Origin of the sequence: Nocardia sp. NPDC004168, assembly GCF_040610355.1 — a bacterium.
GTDB classification, from domain to species: domain Bacteria; phylum Actinomycetota; class Actinomycetes; order Mycobacteriales; family Mycobacteriaceae; genus Nocardia; species Nocardia sichangensis.
Window position 1 is genome coordinate 502,547 of record NZ_JBEXME010000002.1, and the last position, 21,941, is coordinate 524,487.

A 21,941-nucleotide genomic window follows, 5' to 3' on the forward strand; every position below is an offset into this window, starting at 1 on the left:
TCCGATCACCGTGCGGTCGTGGCCGGGAAGTCACGATCGACGCCCGTCGCCAAATCGTCGCACGTGACGCACACCATATCGTTTCTGCCGGTCAAATAGGTGCGGGCGCCGGAATCTCCTGCAGCCGACCCACAAACCGCATTCCAGTGCTTGTGGGCTATAACAACAGGGTGTCCAGGTGTGTCGTGGAACACAGCGCGTGCCAGACCGCTGGGTGCCGCGAGCGCGGCGGCGAGCACCCGGGCGACCGCGTCGGCGCCGACATCGGGGGTGTCCACCGGCATGATCGCGGCGTAGCGCGCGGGGGTGCCGGCCGCGGCGATCAGGCCCGCCCGTAGCGATGCGCTCAGTCCGGTCGCCCAGTCCGCCGCCCAGACGTGCCGTACGCCCGGCGGCAGGTCGACGATCCCCGGCGTCGGGCCGGTCGCGCCGAGGACCACGATGACCGGGTCGCAACCTCCGCCGCGCAGCGCGGCGACCGTGGACCGCAGCCAGGCGCCGTCCTCGGCGAGCACTTTGGGTTTTCCGTAGCGGGTTCCGGCGCCCGCGGCGAGCACGACGCCCGCGCAGGGTGCGACGGCGGGGCGATCAGGGTCGGCCATGCCTCAAAGGTAATACCGGCCGGTCTGCGCCGCATGATGGGAAACCGGTGCTCAGGCGTGGTTCCGGAGCGACACGCCGAAGGCGATCCCTCCGCTTCCGGTGGCGGCTCGTCCGGTCGTATTCGATGCTGGTCCGATGACGGATCAGCGACGCGGTATCGCGGCGTTCGACGCGCTGTCCGCCGACGCGGCCTACCGGGCGGCGCTCGGCTGCTGCTCGTCGCCGGAGTTCGCGCGGTCGCTGGTCGCGGGCCGTCCGTACCGGAGCGTCGAGGCGCTGCTCGATGCGGCGGACGGAGCGTTGGCACGGCTGCCGGAGTCCGAGCTCGACTCGGCCCTGGCAGGTCACCCCAGGATCGGCGAACGACCGCACTCCGCCGCTTCGGCACGGGAGCAGGCCGGAGTGGCGGGTGCGGCCGACGCGGTACGCGCGGCGCTCGCCGAGGGCAACCGCGCTTATGAGGAACGGTTCGGGCACATCTACCTGGTGTGTGCGAGCGGAAAGTCGGGTGAGGAGCTGCTCGCGCTGCTCACTGCCCGGTTACGCAATGATCCCGAGACCGAAAGGCAGGTCGTGCGAACAGAATTGGGCAAGATCAATCGGATCCGGCTGCGGGCGCTGCTGGCGGAGCTGTCATGAGCACGCTGAGCACGCATGTGCTGGACGCGGTGCGCGGCGTGCCCGCCGCGGGCGTCACGGTGACGTTGTACCAGCAGGAGCGGCAGCTCGATTCGGGCGAAACGGGCGCGGACGGGCGAATCCGGGCATTGGGCGAAGCGCTCGAAGCCGGAACCTATCGGCTGGTCTTCGACACCGGCGCCTACTTCGCGGGTCAGGGGGTGGAAACCTTCTATCCCGAGGTGAGCATCGCGTTCGCCGTGACGGAGGAACGGCGCTATCACGTCCCATTGCTGTTGTCGCCCTTCGCCTTTTCCACCTATCGAGGGAGCTGAGCATGGAACTGACCGGGCCCATCGTGCTGACCGACCACCGATACGGGAAGGCGGAGAACCGGGTCGTCCGGATCCACCGGCAGAGCGCACGGCACGAGATTCGCGACGTGAACGTGTCCACGGTGCTGCGCGGCGATTTCGCCGACGCGTACGTCGCGGGCGACCAGGCGAAGGTCCTGCCCACCGACTCACAGAAGCAGACGGCCTATGCCTTCGCGAAACGGCCCGGGCTGCGGGCCATCGAGGACTACGCGCTCGCGCTGGCCGATCATTTCGTCGCCGAGATCGAACCGGTGCGCAGCGCGCGTATCGAGGTCGACGAATACGCCTGGCAGCGCGTGACGGTCGACGGTGTGGAACATGATCACACCTGGGTGCGGCAGGGACCGGAAGTGCGCACCGCGGCGGTCACCGTGGCGGGGAAGGGCGCCGAGCGGCGGGCCTGGGTCGTCGGCGGGGTGAAGGACCTGACCATCCTCAAGTCGACCGGCTCGGAGTTCGCCGACTTCCTGAACGACGAGTTCACCGTGCTCGCCCCGACCCGTGATCGAATGCTGGCCACGTCACTGATCGCCGAATGGCGTTTCGCGAGCAGCGCGGGCATCGACTGGGACGAGGTCTACACCGGCGTGCGGGCGCGGCTGGTGGAGACCTTCGCGACGCTGCATTCGAAGGCGTTGCAGCAGACGCTGTTCGAGATGGGCAAGGCCGCGCTGACCGCGTATCCGGTGCTGGCCGAAATCCGGCTCGCGGCGCCGAACAAGCATCACTTCGACTACGACTTGGGCCGCTTCGGCATCGAGAACCACGGGGAGGTCTACCACGCCGACGACCGCCCCTACGGGCTGATCCACGCCACCGTTGCGCGGGCCGACGCGCCGGAAGCGGGTCCCGCGTGGAGCAGGTGACCGTCATCGCGGACTGCGCCGTCGCGACCGTCGACGCCCAGGGGACCGAGTACGCCCGAGGGTACGTCGTCGCGCGGGGCAACCGGATCGACGCGGTCGGCGCGGGGGATCCGCCGGACCTCGGCGCGGACGCGCGGCACGTCGACGGGCGCGGCTGCCTGCTGACGCCCGGGTTGGTGAACACCCACCAGCACCTCTACCAATGGATCACCCGCGGCCTGGCCACCGACCACACGCTGTTCGAATGGCTCACCACGCTCTATCCGGTCTGGGCGGGCATCGACGAGGACGGGGTGCGCGTGGCCGCCACCGGTGCGCTCGCCACTCTCGCGCGCACCGGGTGCACCACCACCACCGATCACCACTACGTGTTCCCGCGCGACGGCGGTGACCCGCTCGCCGCCGAGATCGCCGCGGCGGCGCAGGTGGGCCTGCGGTTCCATCCCTGTCGCGGCTCGATGGATCTGGGCGCGAGCGCGGGCGGCCTGCCACCCGATCACCTGGTGGAACGCCTGGACGACATCCTCGCCGCGAGCGCGGAGGCCGTCGCGCGGTGGCACGACCCGTCGTCCGACGCCATGCTGCGGATCGCGCTCGCGCCGTGTTCGCCCTTCTCGGTCACCCCCGACCTGCTGCGCGAGTCGGCGGCGCTGGCCCGCGAGCTCGGGGTCCGGCTGCACACCCACCTCGCCGAGACCATCGACGAGCAGGACTATTGCCTGGCGACTTTCGGCTGTACGCCCGCGCGGTACCTGCAGCGGCTGGACTGGTTCGGTCCGGACGTCTGGTACGCGCACGCCGTCCACCTGGACGACGACGCGCTCGCCGCCCTCGCGGAGACCGGTACCGGCGTGGCGCATTGCCCCACGTCGAACGCGCGGCTCGGCGCGGGCATCGCCCGCGTGGCCGACCTGGTCCGCGCGGGCGTTGCGGTGGGGCTCGGCGTGGACGGCGCGGCGAGCAACGAGGCCGGTTCGATGATCGAGGAGCCGCGCCACGCCTTGCTGTGGGCGCGCAATCGGGGCGGCCCGCACGCGATGACCGTGCGCACCGCGCTGGAACTGGCCACCATGGGCGGCGCACGGGTGCTCGGCCGCGCCGCCGACATCGGTTCGATCGAGGTCGGCAAGCTGGCGGACCTGGCGCTGTGGCGGCTGGACACCGCCGCGCACGCCGGGATCGCGGATCCGGTGACCGCACTGGTGCTCGGCTCGCCTCCACCGCTGGCGGCGCTGCTGGTGAACGGGCGCGAGGTGGTGCGCGACGGCGAGGTGCGGACGGTCGACACCGACGTGGTCGCCGCCGAGGTGGCACGGGCGCAGGCGAAGCTGCTCGCGAAGGCGGGGTGAGCGACTCGCGCGGAGCAGCCGCCGCCGGCCCTGCCGGAGTGCGGGATCGGCCTACCGGCAGCCGGTGCTGTCGGCGGACGGCCTGTGCCGGTCGAGGCGGGGACGCGGGCCGGGGGAGTTCGCCCACCTGCCTTACTGTGCCGCGAGCAGCATCGGGAACCGGGCGGTGCTGTCGGTGTGGCCGGGCCGGGAGTTGGTGCCGCGGCGCGCGGCACTCTCGCCCAGCCGCGTAGTTGGGCGTGGCGGGAATGCCGGGTGCGGTGGCGATATCGTCGCCCAGCCGTTCGTCGAGGAGAATCGTCACGCTGATCTGGGCGGGGTGTCGTGCCTGGTCAGGCCGGACGAGCAATACTGAAGCAGTGTCGGCTCGGACGGCCGGTAGGCGGGCGCGAGCCGTGGTGTCGTGGACGGCACGCCCGCGTAAGCGCTCGGCCGGGACGGTTTCCCGGTCGCGGGGGCCGTCGCGCGGCGAGGTAACGGCCGCGCAATCTGACGTGCGTCGCGCGCAATACGGCGGCAACCGACTGGCTCTACGGTGACGGAGAGGCAGGAACGAGGTGAGACGTGGACCTGGACACGATTCGCGAGGTGGTGGTCGCTCGCGAGCGCGAAGACCTGGCCGTACTCGGTGCGTCCACCGCGGTGCTCGCCGGAGGAACCTTCCTGTTCTCCGAGCCGCAGGATCAGCTGCTGCGCCTGGTCGACATCACCGGCCTGGGGTGGCCCGCGTTCGAGATAGTGGATGGCGGACTGGACATCGCCGCGACTTGCACCCTGGCCGAGTTCGCCGGAGCCGCGCCGGGCCGTGAGTTGGGGACGGGGGTGTTGCGCGACGCGTGGCCGGGGACCGCGCTGTTCGCCCGGTCCTGCCGGGCGCTGCTGGCCTCGCACAAGATCTGGCGCACCGCGACCGTCGGGGGCAACGTCTGCCTGGCGTTGCCCGCGGGTGCGGTGCTCGGCGCGCTGGTGGCGCTCGACGGAACGGCGCTGGTGTGGGCCGCGGACGGCGCCGATCGGGAGATTCCGATGCGGGAGTTCGTCCTCGGTCCGGGTCGTACGGCGCTGCGGCCCGGCGACGTGCTGCGCTCGATTCGCCTACCGCGCTCGAGTCTGTTGGCCCGCACCAGCTTTCGAAAGATCGCGCTCGCCCCGCTCGGCCGCTCCGGCACCGTCGTGATGGGGCGGAGGGAAGGCAGTGGCCGTAGCGCGGTCACGATCACGGCCGCCACGATCAGGCCCGTCGTCCTGGACTTCGCCGCCCCGCCCTCCGAGGGCGAGATGCGCGATGCCATGCACACGATCGACTCGGCGTTGTGGTTCGACGATCCGCACGGGTCGCCGGAGTGGCGCAGGCATGTCTCGGGAGTGCTCGCCGACGAGGTCGCCGCGGAACTGCGGGGAAGCTGATGCGATTCGAAGTGGACGGCAGGACCGTCGACATCGCGGCGCGGCCGGGTCAGTGCCTGCGGACGGCGCTGCGCGACAGCGGCAACCTGGCGGTGAAGAAGGGCTGTGACACGGGCGATTGCGGGGCCTGCTCGGTGCTTGTCGACGGAATGACGGTGCACTCCTGCGTCTTTCCCGCCTTTCGCGCCGCCGGACGCGCTGTCACCACCGCCGCCGGACTCGGAACGCCCGAGCATCCGCACCCGGTGCAGCGCCGGTTCGTCGCCGACGCCGCGTTCCAATGCGGGTTCTGCACCGCGGGCATGGTGGTCACGGCCGCGGGGCTCGGGTGTGCCGCCGACGAGCAGGCCGGCGTGTCGGGCGACGAACTCGCCGAGCTGATGAAGGGCAACCTCTGCCGCTGCACGGGTTACCGCGCCATCCGCGCCGCGCTGGGCGAGCAGCTCACTCCGGACGATCCTGCCGCCGTCGCACCGGATCCGGCCGCGGCGATCGTAGGAGCGTGCGCCCCGGCCGGGCCGCGCATCGTTTCCGGACGCGAGCCGTACACCTTCGACTTGCCGCGACCGGGCGACGCCGACACCGCGCCACCGTCCGCGCCGCTGCACATCGCGGTGCTGCGAAGCCCGCACCCGCATGCGCGAATCCGCTCGATCGGCACCACCACCGCCGAGGCACTACCCGGCGTGCACGCGGTGCTCACCCATGCCGACGCGCCGGACGTGCCGTTCTCCACCGCGCGGCACGAGCTGCGCACCGACGACCCCGACGACACCTACGTGCTCGACCGCGCGGTTCGCTTCGTGGGGCAGCGGGTGGCCGCGGTGGTGGCCGACAGCGTCGCGATCGCCCGCGAGGGATGCCGTCTGCTGGAGGTCGACTACGAGGTCCTGCCCGCGGTGTTCGATCCGCAGGACGCGCTGCGCCCCGACGCGCCGAAACTGCACGGCGACAAGCCCCCCTCGGCCCGGATCGTCGATCCCGGCCGCAACCTGGTCGCCGAACTGCACGGCGAGGTGGGTGACGTCGCCGCGGGTCTGGCTGCCGCGGCGCATGTCGTACGCGGCGTCTGGGATTCGCCGCGGGGTCAGCATGTGCACTTGGAGACACACGGCGGCGTCGGCTGGCTGGACGACGCCGGACGCCTGGTCATCCGGTGCAGCACCCAGGTCCCGTTCCTGGTCCGCGACGAATTGTGCCGCCTGTTCGGCCGGTCGTCCGCGCAGGTGCGGGTATTCGCGGCCAGGGTCGGCGGCGGGTTCGGCGCGAAACAGGAGATGCTGGCCGAGGACCTGATCGCGCTGGCCGTGCTGCGCACCGGCAGACCGGTGCAATACGAGTTCACGCGCTCCGACGAATTCACCGCCGCGACCTGCCGCCATCCCATGCGGGTCGCGGTGACGGCGGGGGCCGACGCGCGCGGTGTACTGACCGCCTTGGCCGTCGACGTGCTCGCCGACACCGGCGCGTACGGCAATCACAGCGGCGGGGTGATGTATCACGGCGTCGGTGAGTCGGTGGAGCTGTACCGCTGTGCCAACAAGCGGGTCGACGCGCAGGCGGTGTACACCAACAACGTTCCCTCCGGCGCGTTCCGCGGATACGGCCTCGGGCAGGTGATCTTCGCGGTGGAGTCGGCTCTCGACGAACTCGCGCACGCGCTCGGCATGGAACCGTTCGAACTGCGCCGCACCAACGCGGTAGTGCCGGGCGACCGGTTCGTCGGCGCCGCAGTGAACGAGAGCGACCTCATGTTCGGCAGCTACGGCCTGGACCAATGCCTCGACCTCGCCGAACGAGCGCTGCTGCGCGGCAACGACGTGCACGCGCCCGGCCCGGAGTGGCGGGTGGGCACGGGCATGGCCGCCGCGATGATCGCGACCGTCCCGCCGCGCGGTCACCGGTCGACCGCGACGGCCGCGCTGCTGCCCGACGGCCGCTACGAGATCCGGGTCGGCACGGCGGAATTCGGCAACGGAACGACGACGGTGCACGCGCAGCTCGCCGCTACCGCGCTGGACACCGAGGTGGACCGCATCGTGGTCCGGCACGGCGACACCGACCTGGTGGACCACGACACCGGCGCGTTCGGCTCCACCGGCATCGTGGTCGCGGGCAAGGCCGTCTACGCGGCGGCGTGCGCGTTGCGCGGGCTTCTGCTGGCCAGGGCGGCGGAACTGACCGGCGTCGCCGAGCGGGACTGCGCGCTGAACTCCGGCGGCGTGCACTGCGGCGACCGGCTGCTCACCGCCGCCGAACTGCTGACCGGTGGCGACCTCACCGCGCGCGCCGAGCACGACGGCAGTCCCAGGTCGGTGAGCTTCAACGTGCACGCTTTCCGCGTCGCCGTGCACCCGGACACCGGGGCGGTGCGCATCCTCCAATCGATCCAGGCCGCCGACGCGGGGACGGTGCTCAACCCGGTGCAGTGCCGCGGGCAGATCGAGGGCGGCGCGGCTCAGGCCATCGGCACGGCGCTGTACGAGGACATGCGCAGCGCGCACGGTGTGGTGGGTGCGCAGACCCTGCGGCACTACCACATACCGCAATTCGCCGACGTACCGCGCACGGAGGTCTACTTCGCCGAGACGTCCGACGCGCTCGGTCCGTTGGGGGCCAAGTCGATGAGCGAATCGCCGTACAACCCGGTCGCGCCCGCGCTGGCCAACGCGATCCGCGACGCGGTCGGCGTGCGGCTGTACGGGCTGCCGATGACCGCGGACCGGGTCTGGGCCGCCCTGCGGGAGAAGGGATCACGATGACGAAGGTGCCGGAGAACGTCCGCGCCCGGATCGAGGCGATGCTCGACGCGGTCGACACCGAGCTGCGCCGCCGATACCCCGGCTCGAACGGTCGCTCGCAACCGATCCACACCGTGTACGTCCCGGCCGACCGGGTCACCGAGGAGACTCCCGGGGAATGGGGCGCGACCGCGGTCGAACTACTCGACCGCCACCACGATCTGCTGACCACTCTCGACGGCACCGATTCGCTTCCCGACGTGCGCAAACGGCTGGAAGCCGACCCGGTCCAGGATCTGCGCATCGACTTCGAGGACGGCTACGGCCTGCGCGCCGACGCCGAGGAGGACCGCGCGGCCACGGCGGCGGGCGCGGTGCTGGCTGCCTGGGCACGGCGCCCCGGAGGCCCGGCGAGCAGCGGCATCCGGATGAAGGGTTTGGGCGGCGGCGAGCGTCGCCGCGCGCTGCGCACGCTCGGCCTCGTGTTGGAGGGCGCGGGCGGCGTGCCCGAGGGGTTCGTCTTCACGGTGCCGAAGATCCGTGCGGCGCAGCAGGTTCCCGCCCTGGTGCAGCTGTGCGTAGGGCTGGAACGCGGGTACGGCATCGCCGAGGGCAGCCTGTGCTTCGAACTACAGATCGAGAGCCCGCAGGCGATCCTGGCCGCGGATGGCACCGCGCCGGTGGCCGCCATGCTCACCCTCTCCGAAGGACGATGCAGCGCGTTGCATTTCGGTACGTACGACTACACCGCCGCTTGTGGGGTCGCCGCACCGGATCAGGCGCTCGACCACCCGGCCGCCGATTACGCCAAGGCGGTCATGCAAGTCGCGGCCGCGCAGACCGGGGTGTGGGTATGCGATGGTTCCACCCAGATCGTGCCCGACGCCGACCCGGAGGCCGCGCTGCGCAACCACCACCGATTGGTTGCCCGGGCGTTGCGGCGCGGGTACTACCAGGGCTGGGACATGCATCCGGGTCACTTGGTCACCCGCTGGCTGGCCACCTACGACTTCTTCCGCCGGGCGATCGACGTCGCGGTGCCGCGCCTGCGGGACTACCTCGCTCGACGCGGCGGCGACATCGTCGACGAGCCCGCCACCGCGGAAGCGCTGGCCGCCACGGTGCTCCGTGGCATCGATTGCGGTGCCCGCCCGGACGCGGGGACTCCGGAACTCACCGAGACGGTTCTGCGAGCCCTGGCGGCACGCGCGCCGATACCGGAGGCGCCGTGATCGGCCATCCGAACGGGACGATCCCGCACGACACAGGAGACGCGATGCGTGACCGGGGCGACGACGACGAATTCACGCTGCTGCCGGACCTGGCGGTCCGGCCGCTGGGCGGTTCGGTGATCTGGGCGAACGACGAATTCTTCGCGGAGAAAGAGAATCTGATCAATCCGGGGCCCGCCCAGTACCGGCCGTCCGACTTCGGGCACAAAGGACAGATCTACGACGGCTGGGAGACCCGCCGACACCGCGGGCAACCCGGCGACGACGCCGCGATCGTGCGGCTCGGCGTGCCCGGCGTGATCCGCGGGATCGTGGTGGACACGGCGTGGTTCAAGGGCAATTACCCGCCCGCCGTCTCGGTGTCCGCGTTGGAGGTCGAGGACTATCCGCCCGCGGAAACCATCGCCGCACGCGACGATTGGGTGATGCTGGTCGATCGCTCGCCGATTGCGGGCGACCACCGCAATCCTTTCGCCGTCGAGAACGAGAAGCGCTGGACGCATGTGAAACTCACCATGCACCCCGACGGCGGCGTGGCCAGGCTGCGGGTGCACGGCGAAGGACGGCCCGACCCGCGCCTGCTCGGCCTCGGTCCGCTGGACCTGGCCGCGCTGGAGAACGGCGCGCTGGTGCTGGACTGCTCCAATCGCTTCTACAGCTCGCCGAACCAGTTGCTGTATCCCGGCTGGGCCCGGTCCATGGGTGAGGGCTGGGAGACCGCCCGCCGCAGGGACGACGGCAACGACTGGGTGCGCATCCGCCTGGCCGGGCCGGGACTGATCCGGCTCGCCGAGCTGGATACGTCCTACTTCCTGGGCAACAGTCCGGGCGCCGCCCGGCTGACCGGTCGCACCAACGACGGCACCGAGCTGGAGTTGTTGCCGCGCACCCCGCTCCAACCCGACACCAGGCACCGGTTCCCGATCGCGCCGATGGCGGCGTCGGTGGAGGAGGTGCGGCTGGACATCTACCCGGACGGCGGGCTGGCGCGGCTGCGCCTGTACGGAGAGCTCGGCGCATGAGCGGGCGAATGTCGGCAGTGTGTCGGGCCGCGCCTGCTCGGCGTATGTACGCGTGGGCGTCCACACGGTGTGGAGCTGCGCCTGCGGGGCGAGCTCGGCACATGAACACGCGGGCATCGGCAGCGCGTACCGAGCCGTGTTTTCGTGAGGCGCGCTGATGAGGGACTTCGTCGGCTACGGCCCGCGTCCGCCGGACCCGCAGTGGCCGGGAGAGGCGCGGATCGCGGTCCAGTTCGTGCTCAACTACGAGGAGGGCGGCGAGAACAACGTCCTCGACGGTGACGAGTTCTCTGAGACGTTCCTGTCGGAAATGACTCCCGCCGAAGCCTTTCCGAACCGCCACATGAGCATGGAGTCGCTCTACGAGTACGGCTCACGCGCCGGGTTGTGGCGAGTGCTGCGCGTCTTCGAACGGCGCGCGTTGCCGCTGACGATCTTCGCGGTCGCCCGAGCTCTGCAACGCAACCCGGAGGCGGTGGCCGCCTTCGGCGAATTGGGCCATGAGATCGCCTGCCACGGTCTGCGCTGGAAGTCCTACCAGCTCACCGACCGCGACACCGAGCGTGCGCACATGGCCGAGGCGGTGCGCGTCCTCACCGAACTGACCGGCTCCGCGCCGCTGGGCTGGTACACCGGCCGCGATTCGCCGAACACCAGGGAGCTGGTGGTCGAGCACGGCGGCTTCGCCTACGACGCCGACTCCTACGCCGACGACCTGCCCTATTGGGTGCGCGTGCTCGACCGCGACCACTTGGTGGTGCCCTACACCTTGGACACCAACGACATGCGATTCGCCTCGCCCGCCGGTTTCCCCACCGGCGAACAATTCTTCGCACACGTCCGCGACGCCTTCGACGTCCTCTACCGCGAAGGGGCGGAAGGTAATCCGAAAATGCTGTCCATCGGCCTGCACTGCCGCCTCATCGGCCGCCCCGCCCGCACCGCCGCCTTGGAACGCCTACTCGACCACATCCAGTCCTACGACCAGGTCTGGATCACCCGCCGCATCGACATAGCGCGACATTGGCGCGCGGTGCACCCGCCGGTTTCATCCTTTTGAGTTCGCCCGGACCGCAACCCAGCAACGAAGTAGCCGAACCATCATATGAGCGTTGGCTTTCAGAGCCGGAAAGCGATAGGTGCGCACGCCGAGGTGAGACGCGAAAAGTGGGGGCTATCACCGGCATTCAGTCATTCATATGCTTCGTGGCGACAGTGAAGACGAGTGCCGGAACTAGTTCTCGCGTTCATGACGGCAGGAAAAAACATGACGAAGAAAATCGCGGCCACCGTGCTGGTCACCGCCGCCCTATCACTGCCGGTCATGGCCACCGCGCCCGCCGCGATAGCCGACCCGCTCAGCACTGGTTCATCCTCCGGCTCAGGCAAAACAGTGAACAATCTGATCTGCTCGATCCGTAGCTACCTCGGCATGGGCGGCTGCGTCTACCTTCCCTGACGCGTCGCGAGTGGCACATGGCTGTGGCGAAACGCGAAAAGACCTCTCGCTGATGTGCCGGTCGTCGGGCGGCTCGTGGCGGGCGTCAGAGGTCGGCGCGGGGTTCGCGTGGTCGGAGGTGGCGGGTCAGCGTCGTGAGCGCGTCGAGCACCTCGCGTAGTGCGGCCGGGTCGTTGTCGGCCAGTGCCGCTGCCACCGCGTCGTCCACGGGTGTTGCTCGTATTTCGGCGACTCGGGGTGAGGCTTGGTCGGCCGCGCGGACGAGGGTGCGGCGGCGGTCGCGTGGGTCGACCGTCGAGGTGACCGCACCGGCCTCCTTGAGTCTGGCGACGGCGGTGGATACCGCGCTTTGCGGCAATCCGGTGCGGGTGGCGATCTCGCCCACGGTGCTGTCCGGATGCTCGAGGATGTCGCTCGACACGACGAGCACGGGGCGGTGTCCGCCGCCGAGTCCCGCCGTCGGCAGCGCCTCCTCGCCGATCTTCATCAACGTCCGGCCCAGCAGGAACAGTTCGACTCCGTCCACGACGGAGAACTTTACATCAATTCAGATGCATCAGACTTGATGTATCTGAATTGATGGATTAGCCTTGTCCGCATGAACACGATTGCCACCGGCACTCTCGAAGTCCCCGGAGCCGACCTCTACTACGAAGTTCGCGGCAGCGGCCCGATGCTCCTGATCTCGCAGAGCGGCGAGGGAGACGCGCGGCGCAGCGAAGATCTGGTGCGTCATCTCGAGCGGCGCTTCACCGTCGTCACGTACGACCGGCGCGGACTGTCCCGCAGCGTCCTTCGCGATCCAAGCGCTCCCGCCTCGGTCGCGACGCACGCCGACGACGTCTATCGCCTGCTGTACACGTTGACCGACGAGCCCGTGGGAATGCTCGGGTGCAGCATGGGCGCGGCCATCGGCCTGCATCTGGCGGTCGAGCACCCGGACCGGCTGCACACTCTCGTCGCGCACGAGCCCGTCACGCCGTGGCTGCTCGCCGCCGCCGACCGCGCCGCCCAAATGGGCGAACTCGAACACTGCGAGCAGGTGTTCGCCGAGCTCGGCTGGCAGGCGGCGCTCGCTCCGATGGTGCGGACGCTGGGGATCGATCCGAAGAGCCAGGATCGCGAACCCGACGTGACCGCACCGCCGCTCGGCCCCGAGCGCGCCGCGAATTTCGAATATTTCCTCGGGCACGACTTCGCCGCGATCCGCGCCGACCACCTCGACGTCGCGGCCTTGCGCCACTCGCCGGTGCGCGTCGTCCCGGCCTGCGGGCACACCACCCCACAGCACGTCTTCGACTACAAGGCCGCCCACGAGTTGGCGGCACTGCGCGGCGTGCCGGTGATGGAATTTCCCGGCGGCCACAACGGGAATCTGACGCATCCGGCCGGATGGGCCGCGCGGGTCGGCGAAATCTTGTCAGACCACACGGCATTGGCGGGATAGAGCCTGGTCCGGCTCGCTACATCATTGCCGCAGACGGACTGATCCTGCGCCCAGGCTGGGGAGAATGCCCGTGCGCATGCCCGCTCAGCGGCCCAGCCTGCCGTACGGCACGAGATACCCGGGATCCGTTCGGCTTCGCCAACCGCGCTCGGTCGGTTCCAGCGCCCGGCCGCTGGCAGTGGGGTCCTTCGGCCACGGCTCGCGTATGTGAATCTGCATGTCGTCCTGAAGGATTCGCACCAACTCCATCGCGAAGCCCTCTGCCGTGCCGCTGCCCGACTTGGTGGGGTCGAGCGCCGCGGAGGTGCCTGCATCCGGCACTCCAATGCTCACCCAAGCTTTCGGTACCGGGCGACCGGACTGCTCGCCGAATCTCCGCCAGTCCTCGGTGTACTCGGTGCTGATCTGTGCCGAGAACCCCAAGGATTCTTCGATATCAGCGGCCAGCAACCGTGCGCCTCGCACTGCTTCGTCTATACCCATGCCCATCCTGCCATTCGCCCATAGGGCCGAACACTCCTCGAGAGAACACGCCCCCTTCGGATCGGCCATCTTCCGCCACGAGTGGCACAAGGCTGTGGCAAAACGCGAGAAGGGCTCTCGCTCATGTGCCACTCGTGAGCCGGAATAGTCGGAGAGGTTGCCAGTGCCGCTGTGGCTGGTGTTGAACCACTTTGACGCGGGTAGGTCGACGCTCGAGCTTCGTACTCCTCTGCCATCGCCGCCGGCAGCCGGGCGGCTCGGACTGCTTCGTCTATGTGCAGGATCTCGTCGTGCGAGTGCTGCGGAGTTCTCGCGATACGACAGCGGCCCGTACCTGAGAATGCATGTCCTGGTACGGGCCGCGTGTTGGCGAGCAGGAACCGTGCTCACTCTGGGAAATCGAACCCACCATCGGTGATGGTTGCCGTGAAGGCGTCCCAATCGGAGGGCGTGAAGATCAACGCTGGCCCAGTGGAGTTCTTGGAGTCACGGACACCGACATGGGTGTTGCCCAGCCAGGCGACCTCGACACATTGGCCCCCGCTCTCACTGTGGCTGCTTTTGAACCACTTCGCCCCGGATAGGTCGGTCTTCACGCCTCGTAGCTCCTTGCTACCCGCCTCAGCAGGTCTCGCGATCTGGTTCCATCCAGCGACGACGTCCGGATGGCCGCAGCGAGTTCATAGTACTTCCGCACTTCATCCGCCTTTTCGAGGTAAACGTCCGCACTCGGGCCGCCTTCAAGGAAGACGATCGGCGGCTCCGCAGGCCTACCCTTGTGATCGACGCCGAAGTCGAGGACAACGAACTGACCGTGCAGAATGCCCCACACCATGCCAGCGGCATATGGGTGCACCCGCACGGTGACATTCGGCAGCTTGCTCATCTCGGCCAGATGCCGCAGCTGAGCCGCCATGACTCGCGGACAACCGATGACCCGGTGCAGCGCCGACTCGTGCAGCAAAACCTCCAACTCGAGCGGGCGGGACTTGCGAGTGACGATCGCCTGCCTCTTCATCCGAAGTTCTACGCGCCGGTCGATATGTTCTGGTGCGTCATCCGCGTAGAACGCGCTGATCACCGCTCGCGCATAGTAGGCCGTTTGCAGTAGCCCTGGAATCTGCTCGTGGTAAATAACCAGTCGACGTGCAGACGCCTCGAGTCCTACGTACATGTTGAAGGTGTCGGTGAACAGACCGCCGAAAGCTGTGTACCAGCCTTTGACTTGCGCTTGTTCGGCGAGTTCCACCGCGCGGCGAGTGGCCGGGGGATCCACACCGTAGATCTCGCAGAGGGCTTTGACCTCGCGGATCTTCACTTTTGCTACCTGTGCCGTTTCGATGCGGTGCAGTCCACTCTTGCTCAGTTCGGCCAGCTGCGCGGCTTGGTCGATTGTGAGCCCCTGTCCCTCGCGCGTTTCCCGGAGAAACCGCCCGAGCTGTCGCCTGGGCAGGGTTGAGGCCTCGTCTTCACCGGTCGAACTCATTGCACCCCCTGCGGATTCGGGATTGATGGAAGGCGGAGTTGGAACGCTCCGCAGCTGCGATCTGGGACCGATCCTGCGACTTGGGACGAGTTCGCTTGGGAATCCCAGATCAGCTCGATTCATTGTATCGGGCGATGGTGTGCTGAATCACAGCGTTCGGGTGCCAACCATGCCGAAACATTCTGGAACTACTGGTCATCCGGACGCCCCGAAGTCAACACATCGACGAGGTTCTGGGGGCACCATGACACATGCGCGTAGCGTCGTTTCATCACGGAACGAGGTAAGTGGTAAGCCGAAAGCAATCGGGCTCGTTCGCAACGACGTGTCCGGCCCGGACGCAGCACGGCATGCCGATGCAGTGCAGCGGCATGCTCTCGCACTCGGCTACCGATACGTCTACACGGTTCGTCCACCGGTCGATGTCGATGATCCGATCGGGTACGTGCTCGCGATCGCGGGCGGGCTAGAGATCGAGGTGATCGTTGTTTTCGATCTCGAGCATGTGGACAACCGGCCCGCGTTGGTCTGTGACGCGGGGTTCGATCTGGAAACTGTTTGCCCGCAGTGCACTTGGGCGCGGTCGGCGCAGGCTGGGCCGAGGGTCGGAGCGGGGGCGGCGTGATGAATCGACACGTGATCGTCGTTCCGCCGCGCGCCTGCGCATCCGCTGATCTCGAGGTGGCGCACCAGCAGATGCGGCGTCATCGTGCCTGCCGGATCGAGCAGTGCGCCTGGAAGTGGGTCGCCTACTGCACGTTGGTGCAGAGCGGCCGGATGGTGCCGCAGCAGTTCAGCCCGCGAGAGCGGGCTCATCGTCGCGGTATCGCCTTCCCCATCGACCACAGCGAGCGTGGACCGGCGCTCGAGGGGACGCCGGACGTGGTGACCTTTCAACAGGTGCTCGACGGGCTCGCGCGGCCGGCGCTGTCTACACCGGACGCAGACAACAGCTGCGCCGTGGAAGGCGAGCGGCCGTGGGCGTGTGGCACATAGTGCAGAGCGTTCTCGCCGTGGTCGGGGGTGGCGCGTTCGCCGCGGTCGGGATCGCGTGTGTCTGGCCGATCGCCCGGCCGCGCCGTCCCGGCCCCGCGCGCGGGGCCACCCGAGCCCGTTGTTCGTTGCGGTCGGTGACCTGGCCCGAGGCGTGGACGTGTAACCGGCCGGGGCGAACATTCACGCTCGCGGACGCTCATCGCGCGATGCAGTTGCATCGTGAACACGACTGTCCCCGCAAGCGCGCCGCCTTCGCGGCATTGGTCGCGGCCGGGCGGATGACGCCGGACTCCGCGCGACGACACCGGCTATGGGGATGGTCCGAGGAATCCGACTGACGGCTTTCGGGGGCGCATGGTGGGGTGCCGAAGCGGGCATGGTCGGGTGCTGAAGCGCGCATGGCGGGCAGCTGTGGAGCGCGCATGGCGGGCGGAGAGACACGCTCCGGGTTCGGAACCGAGGAAGCCGGGCGATCGGAGCCGGTGATCGACGCGTGGCGTAGGCCACAGTGGTCCTGTGAAGGTCCTCACAGTTGGGAATGGCGGAGCCGGGATAAGGGGGCCGCTCGCCGATCGCTAACAGTACGAGCGTTACGCTAAAATCCCACGTCAGAGCTACCGGCCGGTAGATTGCACTACTGCAATTCGAGGGCAAATTTTGCAGACTTAGCAAAGAGGGCGGAAAACCTAGCTCAGATTCACACTAACAACAGGTAGACGCCTATTTCTTCATGTGCCATCGTGTGGAAGTACACCCCAAGGGCCTAGCAAGCCTGCAAATCGCCGCTCCAGCAGTACGAGCTGTTTCGTAGCTCGACCGGGCGGCAGCACCGAACGAGGAAGTGGAGTCACAGATGTCGACCACCGGCACCCCGAGGACCACCGCGGAAATCCAGAAGGATTGGGACACCAACCCGCGCTGGAAGGGCGTCACCCGTAACTACACCGCGGAGCAGGTGTCGAAGCTCCAGGGCACGGTCGTCGAGGAGGCCACCCTCGCCCGCCGCGGCTCGGAGATCCTGTGGGATCTCGTCAACAACGAGGACTACATCAACTCCCTCGGCGCTCTCACCGGCAACCAGGCGGTCCAGCAGGTCCGCGCCGGCCTGAAGGCCATCTACCTGTCGGGTTGGCAGGTCGCCGGTGACGCGAACCTGTCCGGCCACACCTACCCCGACCAGTCGCTGTACCCGGCCAACTCGGTTCCGTCCGTGGTCCGCCGCATCAACAACGCGCTGCTGCGCGCCGACGAGATCGCCAAGGTCGAGGGCGACACCTCGGTTCAGAACTGGCTGGCCCCGATCGTCGCCGACGCCGAGGCCGGCTTCGGTGGCGCGCTGAACGCCTACGAGCTGCAGAAGGCCATGATCGCCGCCGGCGCCGCCGGTGTGCACTGGGAGGACCAGCTGGCCTCCGAGAAGAAGTGCGGCCACCTGGGCGGCAAGGTGCTGATCCCCACCCAGCAGCACATCCGCACCCTGACCTCCGCGCGTCTGGCCGCCGACGTCGCCGACGTGCCGTCGGTGATCATCGCCCGCACCGACGCCGAGGCCGCCACCCTGATCACCTCGGACGTGGACGAGCGCGACCGTGAGTTCCTGGACGGCACCCGCACCCCCGAGGGCTTCTTCGGTGTGAAGAACGGCATCGAGCCCTGCATCGCGCGTGCCAAGGCCTACGCCCCCTACGCCGACCTCATCTGGATGGAGACCGGCGTGCCGGACCTCGAGGTCGCGCGCAAGTTCGCCGAGGCCGTCCGTGGCGAGTTCCCGGACCAGCTGCTGGCCTACAACTGCTCGCCGTCCTTCAACTGGAAGGCGCACCTGGACGACGCGACCATCGCGAAGTTCCAGCGTGAGCTCGGCGCGATGGGCTTCAAGTTCCAGTTCATCACCCTGGCCGGCTTCCACTCGCTCAACTACGGCATGTTCGACCTGGCCTACGGCTACGCCCGCGAGGGCATGACCGCCTTCGTCGACCTGCAGGAGCGCGAGTTCAAGGCCGCCGCCGAGCGTGGCTTCACCGCCATCAAGCACCAGCGTGAGGTCGGCGCGGGTTACTTCGACACCATCGCCACCACCGTGGACCCGAACACCTCCACCGCGGCGCTCAAGGGCTCCACCGAAGAGGGCCAGTTCCACTGAGCCGTTCGAAAAACACAACTGGTGCTCGCCAAGGGAAGTGAGGTTCCCGACGTGAAAACCGACAATCCTCTACTCCGGTAGGGGTGTACTGCCCTCCCCGCTGAACAGCCCCGGCGGGGAGGGCATCCCTATACCTTGGACCATCGAAGGGCGCGCTCACACCGGAGCGACACCTTCGCAGACCAGCCACCCCAGAGCCAGACAACCCAGCAGGAGCGGGACGTGAGCAGCGAAAAGATCCAACGCGTCGGTGTCATCGGCGCCGGCCAGATGGGCGCCGGAATCGCGGAGGTGTGTGCCAGGGCGCACGTCGACGTACTGGTGTACGAGCAGACCCGGGAACTGGCCGCGGCGGGCCGCGCGCGCATCCTGCGGTCCCTCGATCGCGGCGTGAGCAGCGGCAAGATCACCGAGCGCGAACGCGAGCAGGCCGCCTGGCGGCTGCGGTTCACCTCCGACCTCGGCGACTTCGCCGACCGTCAGCTGGCGGTCGAGGCGGTGCTCGAGGACGAGAAGGTGAAGACGAGCATCTTCGCCGAGCTCGACAAGGTCGTCACCGACCCTTCGGCCGTGCTGGCCTCCAACACCTCCTCCATCCCGATCATGAAGATCGCGGTCGCCACGGCGAACCCCGAGCGCGTGGTCGGCATGCACTTCTTCAACCCCGTCCCGGTGCTGCCGCTGGTCGAGCTGGTCACCACGCTCAAGACCAGTGAGTCGGTCTCCGCGCGGGCCGAGGCGTTCGCGGGCGACGTGCTCGGCAAGCAGGTCGTGCGCTCGGCCGACCGCTCCGGTTTCGTGGTCAACGCGCTGCTGGTGCCGTACCTGCTGTCGGCGATCCGGATGGTCGAGTCCGGCTTCGCCACCAAGGAGGACGTCGACAAGGCGATGGTGCTCGGCTGCGCCCACCCGATGGGCCCGCTGGCGCTGACCGACCTGGTCGGCCTGGACACCGTGAAGTCCATCGCCGACTCGATGTACGGCGAGTTCAAGGAGCCGCTGTACTCGGCACCGCCGCTGCTGATGCGCATGGTCGAGGCGGGACTGCTCGGCAAGAAGACCGGCGCGGGTTTCTACCAATACAACAATCGCTAGATCTCTGAAGTCTCGCGTCCGAGCGTCCGTTGCCCGCGCCCGTGGCGAAGGCGCAACGGACACTCGGACGTGAGACGGGCCGCGACCGGTAGGAAACGGCACCGGCGAACCTCGACGCGGAGTCGACCAGAAATCGGTGTCGCCGGGCCGTTGACGGCAATCGGCATAAGCTGCACAACAGCCGGGCCATGGTGACGGCTCGGCTGGGTATCCGGAGCGCAGCGCCGGATCGATCCGTCGATCCCGGCAAGGGCCGCGCAGGTGATCGAAAGAAGGTATCCCGCTCATGGTGAACGTGACCGACGGCTACGGGTCGAGCATCCTCGGCTATCCCAGGATCGGGCCGCACCGCGAACTCAAGCGGGCCCTGGAGGCCTACTGGCACGGTTCGCTCGACCGAGAGAAGTTGCTCGCGGTCGGCCGTGAGATCCAGGAGACCCAGTTCAACGAGCTGGCCGCTACCGGACTGACCCAGGTGCCGGGCAATACCTTCTCGTTCTACGATCACGTGCTCGACAACGCGCTGTTGTTCGGTGCGGTGCCCAAGCGGTTCGAGCCGTATCGCGAGGGCCTGCATCCGCTGGACTTCTACTTTCTGATGGCGCGCGGCCGTCCGGACCTGCCGCCGCTCGAGCTGGTCCGGTTCCTGGGTACGAACTACCACTACCGCCAGCCGGAAATGGACGCCGACACCGAGTTCTCGCTGCACCCCGAGGCGCTGCTCGACGAATTCGACCGCGCGAAGGCGGTCGACATCGAACTGCGGCCGGTGGTCCTCGGACCGGTGTCGCTGCTGCTGCTGTCCAAGGCCGGGCACATCCCCGGCGAGTCGGGCGGATTCGACACGCTGAGCCTGCTGGACAAGCTGCTGCCGGTCTACGAGGAACTGTTCGAGATCCTCGCCAAGCGCGGCGCCACCTGTGTGCAGCTGGACGAGCCCGCGTTCACCAGCGAGCGCACGCCCGCGGAACTGGCCGCGTTCGAATCGGCCTATCACCGGTTGGGCAGGGCCCCGCTGCGTCCGCGCATCCTGGTCACCGGACAGTACGGCGATTTCGGTGAGGCGCTGGCCATTCTCGCGAGCACGAACATCGAGGCGATCGGCCTCGACCTCGCCAGTCACCGGATGCGCCCGGAGGATCTGGCCGAGGTGCCCGGCATCCGCCGCAAGCGCTTGTACGCGGGCGTGATCAGCGGCCGCAACGTGTGGCGCGCCGACCGCTACGTCACGCTGGAATACCTGAACGAACTGGCGCAGGTGTGCCCGGACCTGGTCGTCTCGACCGGGACCACGCTGCTGCACGTGCCCTACGACCTGCTGGTCGAATACGACATCGAGGGGCATGTCGCCGATCGGCTCGCGTTCGCGAAACAGAAGGTGGGCGAGGTGGTCTCGCTCGCCAAGGCGCTCACCGAAGGCCCGTCGGACAAGTGGCGCAAGCGGCCGACCGAGGTGCACTTCAAGCAGAAGCACGCGGTGCGGCAACGGGTCTACGCGATCACCTCGGACATGCGCTCGCGGGAGCCCTACGAGGTGCGCCGGGAAGCCCAGCAGCGCAAGCTGAACCTGCCTCCGGTGCCCGCGACCACGCTCGGCTCCTTTCCGCAGACCGCCCGGATTCGCCAGGCGCGCTACGAGCTCGGCGAGGGCAGGTTGTCCTACGAGGAGTACCGCAAGCGGATCGAAGCCGAGATCGAGGCGACGATCCGGTTGCAGGAGGACATCGGCCTGGACGTGCTGGTGCACGGCGAGCACGAGCGCAACGACATGATCCAGTATTTCGCCGAGCTGCTCGACGGTTTCGCGACCACCCGCTTCGGCTGGGTGCAGGTGTACGGATCGCGCTGTGTGCGGCCGCCGATCATCTACGGCGACGTGTCGCGCCCGGCGCCGATGTCGGTGGAGTGGATCACCTACGCGCAGTCGCTCACCGACCGGCCGGTCAAGGGCATGGTGACCGGGCCGGTCACCATGATCGCCCGCTCGTTCGTCCGGCAGGACCAGCCGCTGCACGAGACCGCCGACCAGGTGGCGCTGGCCATCCGCGACGAAGTGGTGGACCTGGAGAAGGCGGGCATCGCGATCATCCAGGTCGACGAGCCCGCGATCCGGGAGATGCTGCCGCTGCGCCCGGAGGGGCGCGCCGAGTACCTGCGCTGGGCGATCGGCGCGTTTCGTCTGGCCACCTCGGGGGTGCAGGCGGAAACGCAGATCCACACGCACATCGGGTATTCCGGCCGCGCCGAGGTGGTCGAGGCGATCGAAGAACTCGACGCCGACGTCACCGCCATCGTCGCGACGCGCTCGATCGAATGGGTGCTGCGTGCGTTGAAGGAGGACTGCGGCTCGGGGCACGGGCTCAGCCACGGCGTCGGCCCCGGCGTGTACGAGAGCCGGTCCGCGCGTATCCCGGACATCGACGAGCTGGACGAATTGCTCACGGCGGCAGCCGAAGCGGTGACGCCGCAGCGGTTGTGGGCGAATCCGGACGGCGGCCTGAAGACCAGGCACTACTGGCAGCTCGAGCCGTCGCTGCGCAACTTGGTCGCGGCGGCGCGCCGCATCCGCAGACGGGTGGAGTCCGCCGAGTGAGCTGAGGCAGAACGCGCCGAGGGC

Annotated in this window: 22 protein-coding genes; 17 read left to right on the plus strand and 5 right to left on the minus strand. The window is 68.6% G+C overall.

All coding sequences use genetic code 11. The features are described from left to right. Positions 1–5: 5 nt before the first annotated feature. Positions 6–602 (minus strand): NTP transferase domain-containing protein, encoded by a 597-nt coding sequence (locus ABZW96_RS06125; protein ID WP_355071810.1) that lies wholly within the window; start codon positions 600–602, stop codon positions 6–8. A gap of 136 nt (positions 603–738) precedes the next feature. Between ABZW96_RS06125 and uraD the strand changes: the two genes are divergently transcribed. The 10 genes from uraD (at position 739) to ABZW96_RS06175 (ending at position 11,674) form a co-directional block, all read left to right on the plus strand. Further along, the gene (gene uraD / locus ABZW96_RS06130; RefSeq protein ID WP_355071811.1) at positions 739–1,242 is read left to right on the plus strand and encodes a 2-oxo-4-hydroxy-4-carboxy-5-ureidoimidazoline decarboxylase; all 504 of its coding nucleotides are present in this window, start codon (positions 739–741) and stop codon (positions 1,240–1,242) included. Beyond that, the gene (gene uraH / locus ABZW96_RS06135; protein WP_355071813.1) at positions 1,239–1,556 is read left to right on the plus strand and encodes a hydroxyisourate hydrolase; all 318 of its coding nucleotides are present in this window, start codon (positions 1,239–1,241) and stop codon (positions 1,554–1,556) included. Before uraD ends, uraH begins: the two co-directional genes overlap by 4 nt. Positions 1,557–1,558: 2 nt before the next feature. After that, a complete protein-coding gene (gene pucL / locus ABZW96_RS06140) occupies positions 1,559–2,464 on the plus strand; it encodes a factor-independent urate hydroxylase (RefSeq protein ID WP_355071814.1) in 906 nt (301 codons plus the stop codon). Beyond that, complete coding sequence (locus ABZW96_RS06145; protein WP_355071816.1) at positions 2,452–3,813, plus strand: 8-oxoguanine deaminase; 1,362 nt, start codon at positions 2,452–2,454, stop codon at positions 3,811–3,813. The genes pucL and ABZW96_RS06145 overlap by 13 nt, the downstream gene beginning before the upstream one ends. Before the next feature lie 564 nt (positions 3,814–4,377). After that, positions 4,378–5,220 carry an FAD binding domain-containing protein gene (locus ABZW96_RS06150; RefSeq protein ID WP_355071817.1) on the plus strand — a complete coding sequence of 281 codons (843 nt, stop codon included), beginning with the start codon at positions 4,378–4,380 and terminating at the stop codon, positions 5,218–5,220. After that, positions 5,220–7,982, plus strand: coding sequence for a molybdopterin cofactor-binding domain-containing protein (locus tag ABZW96_RS06155; RefSeq protein ID WP_355071818.1), 2,763 nt, complete (start codon positions 5,220–5,222; stop codon positions 7,980–7,982). The genes ABZW96_RS06150 and ABZW96_RS06155 overlap by 1 nt, the downstream gene beginning before the upstream one ends. Next, positions 7,979–9,193 carry an aldolase/citrate lyase family protein gene (locus tag ABZW96_RS06160; RefSeq protein ID WP_355071819.1) on the plus strand — a complete coding sequence of 405 codons (1,215 nt, stop codon included), beginning with the start codon at positions 7,979–7,981 and terminating at the stop codon, positions 9,191–9,193. Before ABZW96_RS06155 ends, ABZW96_RS06160 begins: the two co-directional genes overlap by 4 nt. 44 nt (positions 9,194–9,237) lie before the next feature. Then, positions 9,238–10,215 (plus strand): allantoicase, encoded by a 978-nt coding sequence (gene alc, locus ABZW96_RS06165; protein WP_355071820.1) that lies wholly within the window; start codon positions 9,238–9,240, stop codon positions 10,213–10,215. Between the two features lie 157 nt (positions 10,216–10,372). Further along, entirely contained in the window at positions 10,373–11,275 is a 903-nt protein-coding gene (gene puuE, locus ABZW96_RS06170; protein WP_355071821.1) for an allantoinase PuuE, read from the plus strand. Positions 11,276–11,482: 207 nt separating this feature from the next. After that, positions 11,483–11,674, plus strand: coding sequence for a hypothetical protein (locus ABZW96_RS06175; RefSeq protein ID WP_355071823.1), 192 nt, complete (start codon positions 11,483–11,485; stop codon positions 11,672–11,674). Between the two features lie 85 nt (positions 11,675–11,759). Here ABZW96_RS06175 and ABZW96_RS06180 read toward each other — a convergent pair whose 3' ends face one another. After that, on the minus strand, positions 11,760–12,200 hold the full coding sequence (locus ABZW96_RS06180; protein WP_355071825.1) for a helix-turn-helix domain-containing protein: 441 nt from the start codon (positions 12,198–12,200) through the stop codon (positions 11,760–11,762). Between the two features lie 72 nt (positions 12,201–12,272). On the opposite strand from ABZW96_RS06180, the gene ABZW96_RS06185 reads away from it, so the two are divergent. After that, positions 12,273–13,121 (plus strand): alpha/beta fold hydrolase, encoded by an 849-nt coding sequence (locus ABZW96_RS06185; RefSeq protein WP_355071826.1) that lies wholly within the window; start codon positions 12,273–12,275, stop codon positions 13,119–13,121. Between the two features lie 84 nt (positions 13,122–13,205). Here ABZW96_RS06185 and ABZW96_RS06190 read toward each other — a convergent pair whose 3' ends face one another. The 3 genes from ABZW96_RS06190 to ABZW96_RS06200 all read right to left on the minus strand — a co-directional run bounded on the left by ABZW96_RS06190 (position 13,206) and on the right by ABZW96_RS06200 (position 15,090). Then, a complete protein-coding gene (locus tag ABZW96_RS06190; RefSeq protein ID WP_355071827.1) occupies positions 13,206–13,604 on the minus strand; it encodes a hypothetical protein in 399 nt (132 codons plus the stop codon). Positions 13,605–13,990: 386 nt separating this feature from the next. Then, on the minus strand, positions 13,991–14,200 hold the full coding sequence (locus tag ABZW96_RS06195; RefSeq protein WP_355071829.1) for a DUF397 domain-containing protein: 210 nt from the start codon (positions 14,198–14,200) through the stop codon (positions 13,991–13,993). Further along, positions 14,197–15,090, minus strand: a complete 894-nt coding sequence (locus ABZW96_RS06200; protein WP_355071831.1) for a helix-turn-helix transcriptional regulator — start codon at positions 15,088–15,090, stop codon at positions 14,197–14,199. Before ABZW96_RS06200 ends, ABZW96_RS06195 begins: the two co-directional genes overlap by 4 nt. Before the next feature lie 361 nt (positions 15,091–15,451). Between ABZW96_RS06200 and ABZW96_RS06205 the strand changes: the two genes are divergently transcribed. The 6 genes from ABZW96_RS06205 to metE all read left to right on the plus strand — a co-directional run bounded on the left by ABZW96_RS06205 (position 15,452) and on the right by metE (position 21,917). Then, positions 15,452–15,715, plus strand: a complete 264-nt coding sequence (locus ABZW96_RS06205; RefSeq protein ID WP_355071833.1) for a hypothetical protein — start codon at positions 15,452–15,454, stop codon at positions 15,713–15,715. Beyond that, positions 15,715–16,086 carry a hypothetical protein gene (locus ABZW96_RS06210; protein WP_355071835.1) on the plus strand — a complete coding sequence of 124 codons (372 nt, stop codon included), beginning with the start codon at positions 15,715–15,717 and terminating at the stop codon, positions 16,084–16,086. Before ABZW96_RS06205 ends, ABZW96_RS06210 begins: the two co-directional genes overlap by 1 nt. Before the next feature lie 206 nt (positions 16,087–16,292). After that, positions 16,293–16,424: a hypothetical protein gene (locus tag ABZW96_RS06215; protein WP_355071836.1), complete on the plus strand. Its 132-nt coding sequence runs from the start codon at positions 16,293–16,295 to the stop codon at positions 16,422–16,424. A gap of 515 nt (positions 16,425–16,939) precedes the next feature. After that, the gene (gene aceA, locus ABZW96_RS06220; RefSeq protein WP_355071838.1) at positions 16,940–18,229 is read left to right on the plus strand and encodes an isocitrate lyase; all 1,290 of its coding nucleotides are present in this window, start codon (positions 16,940–16,942) and stop codon (positions 18,227–18,229) included. Between the two features lie 222 nt (positions 18,230–18,451). Further along, positions 18,452–19,324, plus strand: coding sequence for a 3-hydroxybutyryl-CoA dehydrogenase (locus ABZW96_RS06225; RefSeq protein WP_355071840.1), 873 nt, complete (start codon positions 18,452–18,454; stop codon positions 19,322–19,324). Between the two features lie 286 nt (positions 19,325–19,610). Continuing rightward, complete coding sequence (metE, locus tag ABZW96_RS06230) at positions 19,611–21,917, plus strand: 5-methyltetrahydropteroyltriglutamate--homocysteine S-methyltransferase (protein WP_355071842.1); 2,307 nt, start codon at positions 19,611–19,613, stop codon at positions 21,915–21,917. Positions 21,918–21,941 lie beyond the last annotated feature (24 nt).

Excerpts from the sequence above, each read along its gene's own strand:
- ABZW96_RS06125 (WP_355071810.1), bottom strand. The coding sequence starts at position 602 with ATGGCCGACCCTGATCGCCCCGCCGTCGCACCCTGCGCGGGCGTCGTG.
- uraD (WP_355071811.1), top strand. The coding sequence starts at position 739 with ATGACGGATCAGCGACGCGGTATCGCGGCGTTCGACGCGCTGTCCGCC.
- uraH (WP_355071813.1), top strand. The coding sequence starts at position 1,239 with ATGAGCACGCTGAGCACGCATGTGCTGGACGCGGTGCGCGGCGTGCCC.
- pucL (WP_355071814.1), top strand. The coding sequence starts at position 1,559 with ATGGAACTGACCGGGCCCATCGTGCTGACCGACCACCGATACGGGAAG.
- ABZW96_RS06155 (WP_355071818.1), top strand. The coding sequence starts at position 5,220 with ATGCGATTCGAAGTGGACGGCAGGACCGTCGACATCGCGGCGCGGCCG.
- ABZW96_RS06160 (WP_355071819.1), top strand. The coding sequence starts at position 7,979 with ATGACGAAGGTGCCGGAGAACGTCCGCGCCCGGATCGAGGCGATGCTC.
- alc (WP_355071820.1), top strand. The coding sequence starts at position 9,238 with ATGCGTGACCGGGGCGACGACGACGAATTCACGCTGCTGCCGGACCTG.
- puuE (WP_355071821.1), top strand. The coding sequence starts at position 10,373 with ATGAGGGACTTCGTCGGCTACGGCCCGCGTCCGCCGGACCCGCAGTGG.
- ABZW96_RS06175 (WP_355071823.1), top strand. The coding sequence starts at position 11,483 with ATGACGAAGAAAATCGCGGCCACCGTGCTGGTCACCGCCGCCCTATCA.
- ABZW96_RS06185 (WP_355071826.1), top strand. The coding sequence starts at position 12,273 with ATGAACACGATTGCCACCGGCACTCTCGAAGTCCCCGGAGCCGACCTC.
- ABZW96_RS06190 (WP_355071827.1), bottom strand. The coding sequence starts at position 13,604 with ATGGGTATAGACGAAGCAGTGCGAGGCGCACGGTTGCTGGCCGCTGAT.
- ABZW96_RS06200 (WP_355071831.1), bottom strand. The coding sequence starts at position 15,090 with ATGAGTTCGACCGGTGAAGACGAGGCCTCAACCCTGCCCAGGCGACAG.
- ABZW96_RS06210 (WP_355071835.1), top strand. The coding sequence starts at position 15,715 with ATGAATCGACACGTGATCGTCGTTCCGCCGCGCGCCTGCGCATCCGCT.
- ABZW96_RS06215 (WP_355071836.1), top strand. The coding sequence starts at position 16,293 with ATGCAGTTGCATCGTGAACACGACTGTCCCCGCAAGCGCGCCGCCTTC.
- aceA (WP_355071838.1), top strand. The coding sequence starts at position 16,940 with ATGTCGACCACCGGCACCCCGAGGACCACCGCGGAAATCCAGAAGGAT.
- metE (WP_355071842.1), top strand. The coding sequence starts at position 19,611 with ATGGTGAACGTGACCGACGGCTACGGGTCGAGCATCCTCGGCTATCCC.